Below are 18,362 nucleotides of genomic sequence, written 5' to 3'. Positions count from 1 at the left end.
TCATTGTTATTGACTAACCCTAGTCGACTAAAAAAATTCGATGAAAAACTTACACTATCATGTAGTGTGGTTATGTTTATAATTAGGTTTTTGTTGAAATTGATTGAGTTACATAAATATAATTAAAATAATGGGATAAAAAGGAATATATGGTAAATACATTACTTCGAAGTGGTGATATTAAAGATTTCAAAATGCTTGGGCATGATGGGAAAGCCGCTTATCTTGTTGCGGCGCAAATCCGTGAAATGTTTAGAATTAAATTAGGTAAACAATATGCCGATTGTTTAGCTATACCACAACGTAATGATCAAGGTAATATTATTGATTGGTACATTCCTTTTGAATCAGATCAACCTGATGGGCAATATGATATTGTACCTTGGACATCAGCGAGCGAATCAGAGCAAGAATCAGCTTTGATTTTACTCAAAGAGTTTGAACACAAAGTATTGAATTTTGGTAAACAGTTAGCAAGCAACCCTAATTTAGAAGGCGATCAACTGCTTTTTAGTCGCTTGATTTATGATCCCAACAATAAGAGTGATGACCTAGAACCCAATTTGATGGCAATTCGATTTCCAAGTAATCAATTTGTCTATATTGTTAACGGTAAACCTGTTATTACTTTTTGGGGATTTGTTTATCCGCAAACTGCGCAAGTCAATTCACCATTTTATTGTTTAGAATCATTCAAACAACCAACTCCATCAGCCACTCATACATTTACTGAGCCGGCCACTATTAACAAACCATGGTGGAAACGCTGGTGGCTCTGGTTACTTGCATTACTGCCTCTATTATTACTTTTATTGGCGATTTTTTGGCTTCGAGGCTGTTGGCAATCCCCTGTAGTATCGATTAATGCTGATTTAGGTAGAGATAATCATGTTTCTTCTTCTACTGTTACCGATGAAAAGCTGGAACAAGATAAAAAAGATCCTGAACCTACTGATAAAGTAATCGATAGAAACATTAAAGTGGTTAACGGAGTAACAACCAACGGTCATGATATTATTGATGCCAATGGTACCCGAGTGAATGGTGATGTTGTAGCTAACACCGTTAATCCTGTTGATTCCGCTACATTACCTAATGATGTTAAAGATGATAATAGTCTTAACCAAAACTCAGACACGTTAAATAAAGATGAGCAGGTTAATCATTCAGAAAAAGATAAAGTTGATAATCAAAATAATAACGATGATAAGTCGCCGACTAATGAACCTGATAAAAAAGATGAAAATAGCAAAGGATCAATTCCTCCCGATTTAGATGATGGTAAGCAAACAGGCACAGGAACTAACCCAGATCAAACTAATAATTTAGCTTTATCTCAAGATCAACTTAAACAAGGATCAACTAAATTTTTAGATGGTCAATGGTCTGTTGGAGGCGGTATTCAAGATAAAGCTACAGGCAAACCATTACAATTGAGTTATGACTTTAATGAAGGTAATGGTCAAGTTACCGTAACACGTAGTGATGGTGTTAAGTGTGTAGGTAAAGTAGAGAGCGGTATTAACAAGTCGAATTTAAATATTGCCAGCAATACTGAAGCAATATGTAGTGACAATAGTAAATATCAATTACCAAAAATTCAATGTACGCCTGGTAAAAACAATCAAGCTGATTGCCAAGGGGTTTATGATAACGGGAAAACATTCCCAATTACTATGAAAAAACAATAAGGTAGTATATGCTTCCAGAATTACGCAATTATGGTCAAGAAGTCACACTTATTATGAATAGTGGTATTCAGTTTCTTGATTTTGCACTTAAGATAGATTGGAAAGATAATCAATGGCGCAGTAAATTAAATGGTTATTTTATTGACCCATCTGAAAGCGGGGCATTAATAAGACTGATTGAGAATGCCGAGAGTGGTAAATTTTTTGCGCCAGATGATTTATCTTTTGCGGTTAAACCAACACAAGAAATAAGTGTTGAGCAATCACTAAAATTATATGATGGGATTTGGTTGCCAATTCCTGTCTTAAGATCGATTCCTCCAGAACGTTTTGATAAAGGACCGCATAATTGGAGCCGCGTGCGAATTGTCAGTATCCCTGAGGGTGAAGATCCTGATGGCAATACCCATCGCATCACCTTTGCATTTGATACTAAAATTTTCACCAATATGCAAGATGTGATCTATTTAGCGCCTACCGAAAATGATGTTAAAACTGGAGCAGTATTTAGTTTGGCACATCGTTCAGATCACGTTTCATGGTATTTAGAACTTAAATGGGTAACAAGCTGGCTAATTGATTTGTTTCAAGAGCTAGCGCCTCAAACTGATCGTTTAAAAATACATAAAGATGATATTAATACAGAAATTAATAATAAAGCTTATTATGGACACTATCTAAATATCATCAATTTACTTGCTGATTCATTACAATTACCAACTATTAAGATTGTATCAAATGCTAAAGATGATGTGATTAAATCAATACCTGTTGATATGATTCTTGACGTGGGTAATTCACGTACTTGTGGAATATTGATTGAAGATCATGTGCAAGATAAAGATAGCTTAAATCGTCGTTATGAGCTTGAGATTCGTGATTTAGGTCAGCCTGAGCATATCTATAATGAACCTTTCGAAAGCCGTGTTGAATTTGCGCAAACTTTTTTTGGTAAGGAACATTTTTCGTTACAAAGTGGAAGACGAGACACATTCCGTTGGCCAAGTATTGTTCGTGTTGGGACTGAGGCAAGCCGTTTAGCAAGTCAACGAGAAGGCAATGAAGGTGCTACTGGCCTTTCTAGCCCTAAACGCTATTTATGGGATCAAGATAAATATGAGCAAGGTTGGCGTTTTAATTCCCATTATGTAAAAAGTGATCATGAACCCTTTGCTACCGCTGAACCATTTTCGAGTTTAATTAACGAATATGGTGAAGCACTACATATTTTAAGTAATGATATTGAGGAAGAGTTTGATCGCAAAATGCCGGTTTTTCATCCAAAATATTCGCGAAGTTCGTTAATGACATTCATGCTCTGTGAAGTTTTGATGCATGCATTAATGCAGATGAATAGCGTTGCGCAACGTAATAAACTCGAACACGCTAAAACGCCGCGTAACCTACGTTCTATTATTTTGACTATTCCACCTGCAATGCCAAAACCAGAACAAGCCATTTTTAAAAGTTGTGTATACCAAGCTATTGGACTGGTATGGAAAAGTCTTGGTTGGGATAGTTCTGATGATAATATTGATTTTAATAATCCAGAACAATTAAAAAGTGTTTGGCCAAACATCCCTGAAGTTTATATTCAATGGGATGAAGCAACTTGTGGACAAGTTGTATATTTATTTAACGAAACACAAAATAATTACAATGGACGCAGTGAAGAATTTATTGCATCAATGGTACGTCCAGATAAAACCAATAAACAAAAGCTCACAATTGCAACAGTAGATATTGGTGGTGGTACTACTGATTTAGTCATAAATGATTATGAGCTTGATTACGGTACCAGCAAGCAAATCAATAGCAGTAATGCTTATATTGTTCCAATTCAACGTTTTCGTGATGGCTTTAAAGTGGCGGGCGATGATATTTTACTTGATATTATTCAAGACACTGTACTCACAGCTTTGACTAATGGCTTAAAACAAGCTGGGCTTACTGATCCTAATCCAATTTTATCAGCAATTATTGGTTCTCAGCAGCTTTCTATTCAAGATGCGGTATTACGTCAACAATTAACTTTACAGTTATTTACGCCATTAGGTTTGCAAGTACTAAAAAGGTATGAGCTTTATGATCCGCTGCATGCCGAGCAACATGTGTATAATGCTACTTTTAGGGAGCTATTACAGCATAATGTCATGACTGATCATGTGCTTAATTTTATTAATGAACCGATTCGGCGAGCACTGAATAATCCTACTTTTTCAGTATTGGACTTAAATATTGAGATTAATCTTAAACGAATTCATTATTTATTTATACGTGGTGATTATTACAATATTTGTAAAACGTTTGACGCGCTGTCTGAAATCATTAGTTGTTATCAATGTGATGTATTATTGTTAACCGGTCGCCCGTCACGTTTACCTGGTGTACAAAGTTATTTTCGATCGCGCTTGTCAATTCCAGCCGGAAGAATCTTACCATTACATGGTTATTATACTGGCGGTTGGTATCCATTCCATAAACAAGAACGTATTGACGATCCTAAAACAACAGCGGCTGTTGGGGCTATGTTATGCTTTTTAAGTAAAAATTTACGTTTACCTAATTTTTATTTTAGATCATCAAATATCGATTTATATTCTACAGTTAAATATATTGGTCTTTTAGATAATCTTAATATGATAAAAAAGGAAAATGTTTATTACCGAGATATTGATTTAGATGATCCTGATTATGACTTTCCCGATACCTCTTTTGAGATCCGTGGCACCACACGGCTCGGTTTCAAGCAATTAGAAATCGAACGTTGGCCGGCGTCACCAATTTATATTTTAACTATAGAAAACAGTGAAGTGGCTAAACGCTTGAGTACTGAAGGTGTGGTATTAGAAGTGACATTAGGCATAAAAAGTCGACAAAAAACCATTGAGAATTTTTATATTAAAGATGTTAAAGCCTCTGATGGGCGTGCTTGTAATAAAAATCAGGATATCAAATTGAACCTAAATACAATGGTTAATTCTGGATTAATAAGTACACAATATTGGCTTGATAGTGGAATGATAAAACGATGAATAATTTAAATGAACAACTTCCTAAATCTTGGGATCAAGTGTATCAAGCGTCAGCACAAGCGATTGAATGGGTGAAACAGACTCGTGATTCATCCAAACGATTGAATAGCGAGGCTGATAACTTAATTCTTGATCTTCGTCGTTTACGTAATACAGCCAAAAGATTGGGTGATGTCTCAAGTAAATCTGTGGCGGTCGGTTTTTTTGGGTTATCGCAAGCGGGTAAATCTTATCTTATCTCGGCATTAGCTGCCGGTGAAAACGGTAAACTTGAAACAGTTGTTGACAATCAAGTGTTAGACTTTATTGAACATGTTAATCCTGTTGGAAGTGGTAAAGAAGCAACTGGACTGGTTACCCGTTTTAGTCGTATAGCCAAAGGGGGAATAGCCAACTACCCATTAGAATTAAGATTATTTCAAGAGATTGAAATTGTAAAAATTCTAATTAATGCTTATTTTAAAGATTTTGATCAACAAAAAATCACGAATAAAATCGAATTCTCTTCATTGAAACAGCTGCTTCTACAGCTTGAAGGCAAGAAGCAAACTGAGCGCACTAGTGGGATAACCGAAGACGATATTGTTGATCTTTATGATTATCTTTCCGAAAATTTTGGCAATGCTTTAGAAGGATTGAAAGGCGGCTATTGGGAAAAGGCGATGCAATTACTCCCCTATCTTTCAATACTTGATCGAGGTGAACTTTTTTCGGTGTTATGGGGTGGCATAAACGAATTGACTGTGGCTTATACCCAACTCGCCACAACGTTAAGCAGCTTAAACCATGTTGATACTGTTTATGCTCCACTATCAGTATTAGTGAAAGATAATGATGGTGTTAAATCGCAAATTGATAGCATTATGAATGTCGATATTCTTGAACGATTAAATACCGATCGCGATACTCAAGTCACTATTACGCCACTAAATGGTGAGCCAACTACAATATCTATCGCTCAATTAGCATTTTTGACTGCTGAGCTGATTTTTCCTTTAGTCAATCCAACACGGGTTACTACTTTTGAAAAAGTTGATTTGCTTGATTTTCCTGGGTATCGCGGCCGTTTGAATTTGATTTCTGTCTCTGATGTTAAAGAAGGTAACCCGATTGCTCAGCTTTTATTGCGAGGTAAAGTGGCTTATCTTTTTGAAAAATATACTGATAATCAAGAAATGAACGTACTGGTTGTCTGTACGCCATCAGACAAACAGTCTGATGTTAACGATGTCGGCCCCGTGCTTGAACGTTGGATTGATAAAACCCAAGGTGAGACAGCTGAAAAAAGAGCAACAAAAAAAGCAGGATTATTATGGGCGATTACCATGTTTGATAAACGTATTGGTAGCTCATTAATACTTTCAGAAGATAATCTCAAAAATAGCTGGGGTAAAGGTGGGTTACTACAACAAACTATTTTAGAGCGCTTTGGTAATTATGATTGGTTAACAAATTGGTCAAATGGTCATAAATTCAATAATGTTTTTTTAGTGCGAAAACCCGGTTTTGATGTGCCGTTTTTAAACGTTGATGCCACTTCCAATCGTGAATTATCTTATAACGAAAGTTATCAACAAAAAATGTTGCTATTGAGAAAAACATTTATTGAAAATCCTGATATTGAGCAATATGTTAATCAACCGGCTAATGCGTGGGATGCTATGTTGCAGCTAAATGATGGTGGGATTGAACGCATTAGCCAATATTTAGAACAAGTTGCCATTACTGAAGTTAAGCAACAGCGTATTTTAGAACAGCTTAATGAAAAAATTGATTATATTATAAATATGCGTTTTGATACTTGGTATCATGCTGATAGTGATGAAGAACTAAGTAAGAAAAAACAGATTATTACTGATGTAGTGAAAGAACTACTAGGGAAAGCATTATTACTTGGCGAATTACTCAAAACTTTAGAACTGCCAGATCAAACTATCCGTGCGCTTTATCATACGAGTAATATTGATACTGAAACAACTCAAGATACTCATAATGTGCATGCAAATAGTGATGATTTATCAACTGATTTTGGCTTAAATACTGATTTTGAGTTATTTTCTGATGCAACCTTTTCGTCTGAAGTGACGCTTACATCTTCGTTACCTACCGAGTCAAAATTAGCCAAAACAGTTTTTACCGCTTGGTTGGATTATTTAAGAAATATGGTATTAGATAAACATGTTTTGCAGTTCTTTGGTTTACATCAGAAATCGTTATCTTTTATTGTCGAAGAGTTAATCACAGCTGCAAATCGTTTAAAGCTTGAGGCAAATTTAACTGATCGCATTTTAAATAATGAAAATACGGGTAGTAAACGTGATGATCTTGAGTCAAGACAAGTGAGCACCATTCATACTTTATTAGCAGATTTTATTGCTTGGCTTGGTTTTGTTCAAGGGCAAGCTGTTGATATACCAATGAGCCGGGTGAATCAAGGTAAACCTATTTTTTCTTCACCGGTAGCTGAATTTACGCATCAGCAATCCCATCCATTGCCTATATTAGATGAGAAAACTAAAAATTATTCTCAGTATGCAATATTCGATTGGTTTATTGCATTTGCGATGCTTGCTCAAGAAAACATTGGACATCATGCTGGGCGTGAAATCAGTCAAGAACAAAATAGTCGCCTGGGCGAGATTTTGGCTAGTTTTAAGCAAGCTTATATAAATTAATGTTATAACAATAAGATTGAAAAATTAACTAAAAATAATATTAGATCTTCCTGATTTTAAATGAAAGTTTTGTTATTGATTACTGAATGACAAAATAGCTTGGTGATTAGGAGGCGAAATAGAGGGTACTATGGCATTAAGAATTGAATTAGAAGGTTATAAACCTGGAATTGCGAAGTTTTCGGCAAAAAAGTGGAATGGTAGTGCCGATATCGATATGCTTATACAGCGTAATCAAGATGGTTATTATTTATCTGGTTTGCAACAATGGGGACCCGAAAAGTGTTGGCATTCAATAGCCGATTTGTCAGTAGATAACCAACAAATTAGTGGTTATGTGAGTGAATGGTTAGTTGATTCGTTATTATCTCAGGACAATACCAAACGATTTCTAATACAGTTACGCGACAAACAAAATCAACGTTATATTGATGGTGGTGTTGTTAGTATTGCCGAAGATGTACTTGCTTCAACAGCATTAAATGTTGTTCAACCGCCATTAGATAATCCATCGGTTGAAACCAAATCACTTACCGAACCTGTTGAACTACCTGAAGAGCCTGAACAACCCCCCAACATTGAGACGCAAAATGATGACCTTATTGAGCCGGTTAAACTTGACGTCGAAACAGTAATTGAACCAGAGATTGCTCAGACTCCTCAGTTAAAAAAATCGAAAAGTAAATTAGGCTTGGTTATCACCATTATCATTGTTCTATTGATTTTAGCTGGTCTTGGCCTAGCTGCATGGTATTTTTTAGTGTTTCAAAAAACACAACCTGTCGAACCTACAGCTCAAGTTAATGCGCAATGCAGTTTAAATAATACCACAACTGACGATCTGGCTTTTATTCAACAGTGTTTACAAACCAAGCCTGATACTCAGGCAATTATCCAGTTAATTAATGGTGCAAAAAAGGCGGATAAATGTAATATTGCTCAGCGTCTATATGCAAATCAAGCCCAGCAAAATGGTCAGATTGCTTTCCTTTATGCTAAAGAGTATGACGAAAAATTTTATCAAGCAAATAATTGTTTTAAAGCAGATAAAGGTACAGCAAGTTATTGGTATGAAACTGCGTTAGACCGTGATCCGAATAATACATTAGCTAAAGAACGATTAGACGAGTTACAAAAATAATGGGGAACACAGGTATGAAAAAAATAGCCGTTTCAAAATTAGTTATCAGTCTAACGCTTGCCTGTATGCCGTTGATAAGTTCAGCTGCTGAACCACTAAAACAAGAGGGTAAAACAACACTTTATCAACGAGTGCTAAGTACACCAACTTGTGAATTGAAAAAAAATATTACGGATCCAACAGGCGCTACATTACCTGCTTTTTCTCGGTATTATGTGTATGAACGAAAAACAGATAATAATCAAGAGTGGCTTAGTATTGGACCTGATTCATATGGTAATACAATAGGTTGGATAAATAATTCCTGTGCAATAGCATGGAATATGCAAATGACATTGGTTTTTACCAATCCAGTTGATCGTGATCCTCTATTATTTTTTAAAGATAAAGCGGCTTTAACCAAAATTGTAGATTCAGATCAGCCCGAAGCTTTGTTAAAACCCATTCGAGACTCACTAAACGCTGATAAAGCAACGCCTGAAATTGTGGCGCAAGAGCCGAAAGCGTATATTGATTTTAAAACAAACTTTTATTTATTACCTATTTTACAAGGTGAAGAGGTGATGAATGGTAAAGGTTTTTATGAGCGAGTTTTAGAAGTCGCTTCAGTGAGTAAACAAGATAAATTGGTTAAAAATAACACTAATTCTAACTCCACTAATAACCAAAGCTCGGATGATAATACGGCCAATCAAGTTGTACCATTTAAAGCTGCAATTGTTTTTGTCATTGATTCAACCATATCAATGGATCCTTATATTTCAAGAACCAAAGAGGCAGTTGAACGTGTTTATCAACATATTGAAAAGGAACACTTACAAAATCAGGTTAAATTTGGTTTAGTATCGTTCCGTTCTAGTTTAAAAGCGTCTGATAAATTGGAGTTTGTTTCTAAAATTTTTGTTGATCCTAATAAAGTTCAAAATAAAGAAGAGTTCATGAAATTAAGTGCTTCACTCAAGCAAGCGACTGTTTCAACTTCTTATTTTGCAGAAGATTCTTATGCAGGTGTTGCACAAGCGCTAAATGATATCAATTGGAATAGTTTTGGCGCGCGATATATGATTTTAATTACTGATGCTAGTGCCATTCCTGGTGACGATAAACTGTCTAGCACCGGTATGGATGCTGCACAATTAAGGCTTGAAGCTCAGCATAAAGGTGTTGCTATTTATGCACTGCATTTAAAAACACCAAGTGGTGAAAAAGATCATCAAGTCGCTGCCGCGCAATATTCTGATTTAACCTACAATGATTTTATTCATAAATCACTTTATTACCCTGTTAATGCTGGTGATGTTCAAGAATTTGGTAAGAAAGTTGATTTATTAGCTGATGCGTTGTCTGAACAAGTGAAATTAGCATATAAAGGTGAAGCATCTGTAGGTAATGCACTTAATGCTAAAGATGATGATTCGGATATGCTAAAAGATGCATTATTATTGAGTAAAGCAATGCAGCTTGCTTATTTAGGTGATACCAATGGAACGAAAGCCCCTTCAGTTTTTAAAGCGTGGATTGCGGATAAAGATTTTGTTAAACCAACAATACCAACAGCAGAGCCTCGGATTTTATTAACTAAGTCGCAATTGAGTGACTTAAGTGATGTGGTTAGTAAAATTGCTAATGCAGCTAATGATGGATTGATTTCTTCTGATGATATGTTTTCACAATTACGTTCTGTTGCCGCAGCTATGGGGCAAGATCCAAGTAAACTAAAATCAGATTCAGTTACCAAAATTGCTGATTTAGGTTTGCTTGGCGAATATTTGGATAATATTCCTTATAAAAGTGATGTTACTGGACTGGATCAAGATACTTGGAAAAGCATGAGTGGACTTGAACAAGAAAAATTTATTCGTAATCTTAATAGCAAAATTCGTTATTATCAGAAATGTAATGCCGATGTTGATCGTTGGATTTCATTAGCTGAAGGTAGTGATCCTCGTGATAATGTTTATCCTATCCCATTAGAAATGTTACCGTAAAGCTCATGTTAACAATAAAGCAATTAGCCATCTCTCGCTCTACAGGCAAATCTTTTTTCAACGTTTGCCTGCCAGAGCTATCATTAAACGCAGGGCAAGTTGTCGTGATACAAGGCGATAGCGGATCGGGTAAAAGTACGTTGCTTGAAATGATTGGCATGATTTTAAAACCTGATGAGCTGGATTGTTATAAATTAGTTTTAGATAATAGCGATATTGATATAGCTAAATTAATTCACCGTAATGATATCGATGAGTTAGCGATTATTCGTGCTCGTTATTTAGGATTTATGTTACAAACTGGTGGTTTACTGCCGTTTTTGACTATTTGGGAAAATATTGTATTACCGCTTAAATTACTTCAGCTACCCGTTGATATGTCAAGATTCGATTATTTAGTCGACAAGCTTAACATTGCACATTTACTCAGTAAATATCCTAAGCAGTTATCAATTGGTGAAAGGCAACGAGCATCGTTTATTCGTTCGATTATTCATAAACCAGCACTATTACTCGCTGATGAACCGACTTCAGCGTTAGATCCATATAACGCCAATTTACTGTTTGATTTGATTATTGAACAGGCAAAACAAGATAATATTGCCGCGATGATTGTTACGCATGATTGGCAACGTATTGCAAGTAAAGGCTTATTTACTTTATCGGCCAAATTAAACTCTCCACAATCATCAGTTTTTTTACCATTACAAAGCAAGGTATGCGTCGATGAGTAAAATGATATTAAAATGGTTGCTAATCATACGGTTATCATTGTCTGATTTATGGTACGACAAAAAAGTCTCATTTTGTATTATCGCATCGGTCATATCGGTCATTACACCATTATTGTTATTGTTCAGCTTAAAATATGGCGTAGTTTCGCAGCTACGGCAGCAACTACTTAATGATCCACAAAATTTAGAGATAAAGATTGTGGGTAATTTAAATCTGGATGATGCCATGTTTGACTGGATAAAAAAACAACCTGAAACTGGCTTTGTGATTCCTTTAACGCGTTCGCTTAATACTCAAGCCGATCTAGTCAAAGATTCAAGCCACTTTGTGAGCAGTGCTGAAATTATTCCTACAGCGAGTGGCGATCCGCTTACACAGGATTTGCCTTCTATTAATGATAAAACTCAAATTTTATTAAGTGCATTATCAGCGGAAAAATTGCAAGTAACTGTGGGTAGTCATATAAAATTATTTATTACCCGTCAATTAGATGGCAAGTTCGAGAAAGGATCAATTGAATTAGAGGTCAAAGGTATTATTCCTGACAATCGCTATAGTCGTGCTGCTGCGTTTGTCAGTTTAGATTTACTCATTGCAATGGAAAATTTTTATGATGGCTATCAAAGTGAATTATTTGCAACTAATACCGGTAAAAATAATCCGCCACCCCATTCATTATTTGCAAGGGCTCGCATTTATGCCAATTCGTTAGATAACGTAGCACCATTGTCGTTTAAATTAAGAGAAAAGAACATCGAAACACGCACGCAGTCTAATGTCATTGAAAATGTTAAGGCGATTGATCGGGTACTCAATTTTATTTTTAGCGTGATTGCAATAACCGCAGGACTAGGTTGTATTTTATCGTTTGCGGGTTCGTTTCTATCAAATATTGAACGTAAGCGCAAAGATATTGCTTTTATGCGATTACTTGGTTTCCAATCCAAAGCGATAATGGGGTATTTAATCAATCAAGCCGTTATTTTGAGTTGTTTGGCGTTTTTCGTTTCCTTTGTGTTATTTTTATTAGGCAATTATGCCTTTAATGCTGTGTTAGGTAAAAATTTGATTTCACAACCAATTGTAAGTCGCTTACAATTTTACCACCTTATCATTGCATTTTTGTTGTGTATAGTTATTTCAGGTGTCGTTGTAGCCATAGGAGGTCGACGTGCTATTAAGATCCAACCAGCAGAAAGTTTACGCGAAGCGTAACTTAAAACAAATTGCTTTTTGGGGATTAACTATCAGTTTATTTCCGTTAAGTTGCTATGCTGAACCTTGGAATAGTAATTTTTTCAATCCAAAACCAGCAAAAGATGATGTTATTTTGCCTATGCCATGTGATGGTAGTTTGGTAATGAAAAAAATCTATACACCAACGAATAAGCCTTTAGATGATATTAAAGTTATTTTAGGCAGTAATCAAAAAGAGCTCGGTTTTGCCGAATATGCAACCCCCAATTATATTTCTGGTAGTTTTTCTGAAAAGGGAAAAGAGCGTTATTATTTGATTGGCAAATATGAAATAACCGCTTTGCAATATCAAGCTGTCATGAGTGATACTTGCCCCACAGCAAAACTAGCACTTACCTTTCCTATTACCAACATTAGTTGGTTTGATGCTGTTGCTTTTACTGATAAATATAATCGTTGGTTGATTGAAAATCAGTCGAAGATTAACGCTAATACCTTACCGAAAGGTTATATCCGTCTACCTAATAATACCGAATGGGAATATGCAGCTCGTGGAGGGTCAAAAGTGACAGATTCTGAGTTCCGTGAAATGCGTTTCCCAATGACGGCAAATTTAGAAAATTATGCATGGTTTTCTGGTGCAAAATCAGCCAATGGTAAATTACAGCTTATTGGACGCTTACAGCCTAATCCTGTTGATCTTTATGATATGTTAGGCAATGCTAGCGAAATGATGTTTGATTCTTTTCGTATGAATAAACTTGATCGTTATCATGGTCAACCTGGTGGTATGACGGTTAGAGGTGGCAGTTATTTGACACCTGAATCGTCAATCACCACTGCTTTTCGTATTGAAAAACCGTATTACGATGATAAAGGTGCTTATAAAAGTATGGATGTCGGTTTTCGAGTGGTCTATACAACTGAAGTGATGTCTAGTAGCGATATTATCAAAGAATTAGACAAAGAATGGAATGAATTAGGCTCAGAAGCGGAAGAAAATCAAAAACAAAATGTGGTGAGTGAGCTTGAAAAAATCACTAAACAAGTCGAAGATGAAAAGACTAAAAAAGAACTCAATCAACTAAATACCCTTTTACGTAGTGCCAATCAAGCTCGCGACGAACAGCGAAACCGCTCAATTCAATCCGCGCTACAGTTAGGCGCTTTTTTGTGTGCAAATGTCTCTGACTTAAATAGTAAATTTGAATATAATAATAATTTATATAACACCATAAATAATGAAGTTTGTGAAACAAAAGATTCGGAAAATGTTAATAATGACGGTGTGTGTTCACCCGAAAAACTCAATAATTTAAAACACGTTCTTGATGAGTCGAAAAATGCCAGAGACTTTATTTTAAAATATTATGCTGACACCATTGTTAATACCGCATCAAACTATGAAAAAAATACTCTTGATGAGCAAGCAAAGCCCACGCAATTTATTTTAGAAAACAGTGGTAAAGCGAATATGAGTGATTACTTAAAACTTTATTTACAACATATTAATCAATATATTGAGTCTGGTAAGATTGAAAGAACAACTTGGCTGCAATCTTGTAATGAGATAAAAGGAAAGAAATAATGAACAAAATGATAGGTACACTTGCTTTATGCATTTCTCTAGTTTTGGCAGGTTGTCAATCTACATCTGGCGGAGCGAGTACAAAAAATGTCGATCCTGAATTAACTAAAGGTTCAACTGCTGAATTTTTTAGTAAATCTGCATGGCAATCTTGTGCCATAGGTGCAGGTATTAGTGGGCTTGGCTGTGTGTTATTAGGTGGAAAACCTGCTGCATGCCTTGCTTCTGCCGCTGTTGGTTGTGGAGTAATGATGGGCGGAAATTATTATCTGGATAAAAAACGAGCAGAATATGCTAATGCTGAGGCGCGCATTGATGCCTATATTCAAGATGTTCAACAAAACACCGCAGAAGTGCAATCAATTACACGAAGTGCTAAAGATGTTGTGGATAGAAATTTAGCTACGCTTAACGCTTTAAATCAACAAATAAAAAGCGAAAGTGTCAATAAAAAGCAGGCTCAGAAAGAGTTAACTCAAATCGACGCGAATATTGCTTATTTAAATGATAAATTAAAACGAATTAAGAAAGTTGAAAATGATTGGGTTAACCTGTCTGTTCAGGAACAACGATCCGGTGTGAACGTCACTAGATTGGATCAAGAAATCGGTCAATTACATAAACAAATAGCAGCACTTGAAAAACAAGTGAATTTAGTTACTCAACAACGCTCAGCTGTTAAGGTTGGTTAATTATGAAAAAAATATCTTTTATCTCTATTTTATCGCTTGCTTTACTCGCCGGCTGTTCTACAACTCCAGAACAATGTGATCCTAAAAATACTAATATCGGTATTATGGATAAAATAAGTTGCAATTATTCCGGTAATTATCAGGCTAGAATTGATCAGAAAAAACAAATTCTTGAGAACGAACAAAGGGCTAATCAACAATTTAAAGAGATTTATGCAAATATCGAAAAACAGAAAAACGATACTACGTTGAGTGTAAAACAGAAACAAGCTCAGCAGCAGAAGTTAAAGCAAGATCTGTCTAAATTAACGAGCGAAATAAAAGCAAAAGCGAAAGGTCGTGACGATTTATTAAAACAAGTTAATGACATTGAGCAACAGTATAATCAAGTAAATAAATCAAACAAATCAGAAGTAGAAAAACAGGTCGAACTGGATAAATTAAATAAAAAACTTCAACAATTACAGAAAGCACTAAATATTTAGCTATCTGAAAACTTGAACAGTATTATTTATTTGAAAAGTTAAAATTAAGGAATATATTGCGCATGCAACGAATAGCAAGGGTTATAGTTGACCATAATGACTCACAAAAAATGGCTTTATTGGATCAATATAATTCTTTGTTATCGTTGTTAAAGCCCAATTTAACTCAGCGATCATTTTCAATTCTCGCGATACCTCGATTAATTGATGATAATCAATATTTAGGTTGGTACACCGAACTTCAAGGACAGCCTACTTCACTGAGTGATGTTAATGATGAGCTCGTGAAGAAACAAGTTACTGAAACGTTACAAACACGCATCAACGATATTGAATTATCCGTTAAGTCAATGCGTTTAGATAGTGAGCAACAAACATTAGTTTCGTCTTGGTTACCAAGAATTAAAAGTTTAGGTAATCAAATTTATATTGTTAATGGTGAACCTGTCATTGTTAATTCTTTTGAAGAACCAATTTTACCCAAACCTACGCCGGTTCCTCCTGTGGTTGCCCCAAAATCATTTTGGCGATGGTGGTATTTGTTATTGTTGGCATTATTGCTATTAGGACTTTTAGGTGTGTTAGGGTACTTTTTTTGCCCATTTAATAAAGATAAAAAGCCTGATGTTATTCCGGCGTTAATAATTATTCCGCCTGTGTTGGTTAACAAGCCACCAGCTCCTGTTGTTGAACCGCCGACGAAAGAGCCTGAACCTGTTGTTCAGCAACCTGTGCCTGAGCCAGTAGCTAAAAATTGTATTCGAAAAGAAGAAGTGGCCCATAATAATGACGCCTCTAAAATGGTAATAATATTTGATAATTCAGCATCAATGACATTGACATTAATGGAGTCAAAATCCGCAATAGATCAATATTTAAAAACTAATTTGAATTCCATGTCAGAAAGTCAAGCCAACGCTTATGAAGCAAAGATGACTAGGTTACCTAATCGGTTATCAAGTAGTAAAAAAGTGGCACTATCCACAATTGATAAAATACAGCAAAATATTGATATCGCATTAGTGACACTTACAAGTTGCCCAGTCGCTCAAACCACATCATTTTATAATTATACTAATCGATCAAAGTTAAAAAATAAAATCAATAAATTAAATCCGTTAGAATATAACAGCGCAACGCCACTTTATAGTGGTATACAACAAGCCAGTAAATTACTTAATGGCGTAAATCGTGATGACTATATTTTAATTATTAGTGATGGTGATGATAATTGTACTAAAAGTAATATTTGTACGTTAGCGAGTAATATAGCGGCTAAGCAACCACGTTTGAAAATTAATATTGTCGACATTGCAGGGCAACATAAAATTGACTGTGTTGCTCAAAGTACTGGTGGTAAAGTTTACATTGCACAAAATCCAACAGAAATTGTCAATCAAATGAATCATGCTGTGTCTGATATGAATATTAGTAAACCGATTTGTGAGTAGTGTAAAGCGATAATAAATTTTTGATGTTGTTGATAAAAACAGCCTTGAGTTAATAAGCTTGTTTATTATACGTTCAAAATAGAAGGAAATGCGTGAATAATGCAACGAATAACCCGGATTTCAATTGATCATAATGATTTAACTAAGTTGGCTTTATTGGAGCAATACTCCTTAATGTTATCGTTGTTAAAACCGCATTTGACAGAACGCACTTTTTCCATTTTTGCTATACCTAAACTTATGAGTAACAATGACTATTTAGGTTGGTATACTCATCTTGAAGGGCAACCGATATTAATTGATCATGTTGCAGATGAATCGCATAAGCAAAAAATAAAAGATACATTAACCACGCGAATTAATGATATTGAAACGGCGATTAAATCAATTCCTTTAAATGATGAACAACAAAAATTTGTAGCTTTATGGTTGCCTAGAATAAAAAATTTAGCCAATCAAATTTTTGTTATTAATGATGAACCCGTTATTATTTTCGATCTAGCAAAACCCGTTTTATCGCAACCGGTTATTCCCCCTGTTACGGTTTCAAAATCATTTTGGCGTTGGTGGTACTGGTTAATTTTGGCATTGCTATTACTAGGATTATTGAGCCTATTGTGGTACTTTTTTTATCCATCTTCACCAGAAAACAAGGTGCAATCTGTACCTGAGTTAATTATTATTCCGCCAGTATTAGTCAATAAACCTGAACCTGTATCTAAGCCGGCACCGGTAGTGGAACCTCCGAAAGCGCCGCAAGTTGTCGCTACGCCAGAACCTGATCCCGTACCTGCTATAGAGCCAGAGCCTATCATTAATACTCAAGAAGTACCCAAAGTTAAACCAAAACCTAAGGTTAAAAATCCGCCTAATTGTATCACTCAAGATGAGATAAAGAACAATCCAAATCCATCGAAAATGGTTATTGTGTTTGATAATTCCCTATCGATGACTGCAACTTTAGCTGAATCGCCAGCAGAAGTTGAGCAATTTTTTCAATACCTGTCTTATGGTTATCCTCGTAATATGTCCGAACAGGAAAAAGTTGATTATCAGAAAAAAATGACGCGTTTACCCAGTCGTTTATCGACAAGTAAAAGCGTAGCGTTATCGAGTATCGATAAAATACAACCCAATATTGGTATATCGCTTGTCACGTTAAATCGCTGTCCGGCGGCAAATTTTACGCAATTTTATGATTATGCTGGTCGTAGTATTTTAAAAAATAATATCACCAGACTTAATCCATCAGGTGCAGGTGGGGGTGGAACACCACTTTATAGTGGACTTGAAAAAGCGAGTAGTATGTTAGATGGTGTGAATCGTAATGATTATATCTTGATCATCAGTGATGGTGAAGATAGCTGTTCAAGGAATAATATTTGTACTTTAGCGAATTATATTTCGACGCAGAAACCAAAATTAAAAATTAACATTGTCGATATAGCAGGCGAACATAAAATTGATTGTGTTGCGGATATGACAGGAGGGAAGGTCTATATCGCTCAGAGTCCAAAAGATATGATTAAACAGATGAACAATGCGGTGTCTGATTTGAAAATAAATAGACCTGTTTGCCAATAAAGACAATAATAAAGTATTAAGGCATTAACTTATCTTACAAAATAAGGCTAATTTGCTTTAGCCATCACTATCAATCACTATAAAAAAACCAGATGTTTAT

12 protein-coding genes are annotated in these 18,362 nt (G+C 35.4%); all 12 read left to right on the top strand.

Annotated features, from left to right (window positions below; all coding sequences use genetic code 11):
• The first annotated feature begins 149 nt into the window (after positions 1-149).
• The 12 genes from J3U66_RS09205 to J3U66_RS09150 all read left to right on the top strand — a co-directional run bounded on the left by J3U66_RS09205 (position 150) and on the right by J3U66_RS09150 (position 18,262).
• On the top strand, positions 150-1,691 hold the full coding sequence (locus J3U66_RS09205) for an SrfA family protein (RefSeq protein WP_267333892.1): 1,542 nt from the start codon (positions 150-152) through the stop codon (positions 1,689-1,691).
• Positions 1,692-1,699: 8 nt separating this feature from the next.
• Positions 1,700-4,726, top strand: coding sequence for a virulence factor SrfB (locus tag J3U66_RS09200; RefSeq protein ID WP_267344420.1), 3,027 nt, complete (start codon positions 1,700-1,702; stop codon positions 4,724-4,726).
• On the top strand, positions 4,723-7,401 hold the full coding sequence (locus J3U66_RS09195) for a putative virulence factor (RefSeq protein ID WP_267348787.1): 2,679 nt from the start codon (positions 4,723-4,725) through the stop codon (positions 7,399-7,401). Before J3U66_RS09200 ends, J3U66_RS09195 begins: the two co-directional genes overlap by 4 nt.
• 130 nt (positions 7,402-7,531) lie before the next feature.
• The gene (locus tag J3U66_RS09190) at positions 7,532-8,542 is read left to right on the top strand and encodes a hypothetical protein (protein WP_267348786.1); all 1,011 of its coding nucleotides are present in this window, start codon (positions 7,532-7,534) and stop codon (positions 8,540-8,542) included.
• A gap of 14 nt (positions 8,543-8,556) precedes the next feature.
• Positions 8,557-10,530, top strand: coding sequence for a vWA domain-containing protein (locus tag J3U66_RS09185; RefSeq protein WP_267348785.1), 1,974 nt, complete (start codon positions 8,557-8,559; stop codon positions 10,528-10,530).
• A gap of 5 nt (positions 10,531-10,535) precedes the next feature.
• On the top strand, positions 10,536-11,264 hold the full coding sequence (locus tag J3U66_RS09180; protein WP_267348784.1) for an ABC transporter ATP-binding protein: 729 nt from the start codon (positions 10,536-10,538) through the stop codon (positions 11,262-11,264).
• On the top strand, positions 11,257-12,480 hold the full coding sequence (locus tag J3U66_RS09175; RefSeq protein WP_267333886.1) for an ABC transporter permease: 1,224 nt from the start codon (positions 11,257-11,259) through the stop codon (positions 12,478-12,480). The genes J3U66_RS09180 and J3U66_RS09175 overlap by 8 nt, the downstream gene beginning before the upstream one ends.
• Positions 12,437-14,050, top strand: coding sequence for an SUMF1/EgtB/PvdO family nonheme iron enzyme (locus J3U66_RS09170; RefSeq protein WP_267344425.1), 1,614 nt, complete (start codon positions 12,437-12,439; stop codon positions 14,048-14,050). Before J3U66_RS09175 ends, J3U66_RS09170 begins: the two co-directional genes overlap by 44 nt.
• On the top strand, positions 14,050-14,742 hold the full coding sequence (locus J3U66_RS09165) for a hypothetical protein (protein ID WP_267333884.1): 693 nt from the start codon (positions 14,050-14,052) through the stop codon (positions 14,740-14,742). The genes J3U66_RS09170 and J3U66_RS09165 overlap by 1 nt, the downstream gene beginning before the upstream one ends.
• 2 nt (positions 14,743-14,744) lie before the next feature.
• Positions 14,745-15,227: a hypothetical protein gene (locus tag J3U66_RS09160; protein ID WP_267333883.1), complete on the top strand. Its 483-nt coding sequence runs from the start codon at positions 14,745-14,747 to the stop codon at positions 15,225-15,227.
• A 62-nt stretch (positions 15,228-15,289) separates the two neighbouring features.
• The gene (locus tag J3U66_RS09155) at positions 15,290-16,678 is read left to right on the top strand and encodes a VWA domain-containing protein (RefSeq protein WP_267348783.1); all 1,389 of its coding nucleotides are present in this window, start codon (positions 15,290-15,292) and stop codon (positions 16,676-16,678) included.
• Positions 16,679-16,777: 99 nt separating this feature from the next.
• Positions 16,778-18,262 (top strand): hypothetical protein, encoded by a 1,485-nt coding sequence (locus tag J3U66_RS09150; protein WP_267348782.1) that lies wholly within the window; start codon positions 16,778-16,780, stop codon positions 18,260-18,262.
• Positions 18,263-18,362: the final 100 nt, after the last annotated feature.

It is taken from the genome of Gilliamella sp. B2969, assembly GCF_026536195.1.
GTDB lineage: Bacteria > Pseudomonadota > Gammaproteobacteria > Enterobacterales > Orbaceae > Gilliamella.
Note: the sequence above shows the minus strand (reverse complement) of the source record. Positions and strands in the feature narration are given on the sequence as shown.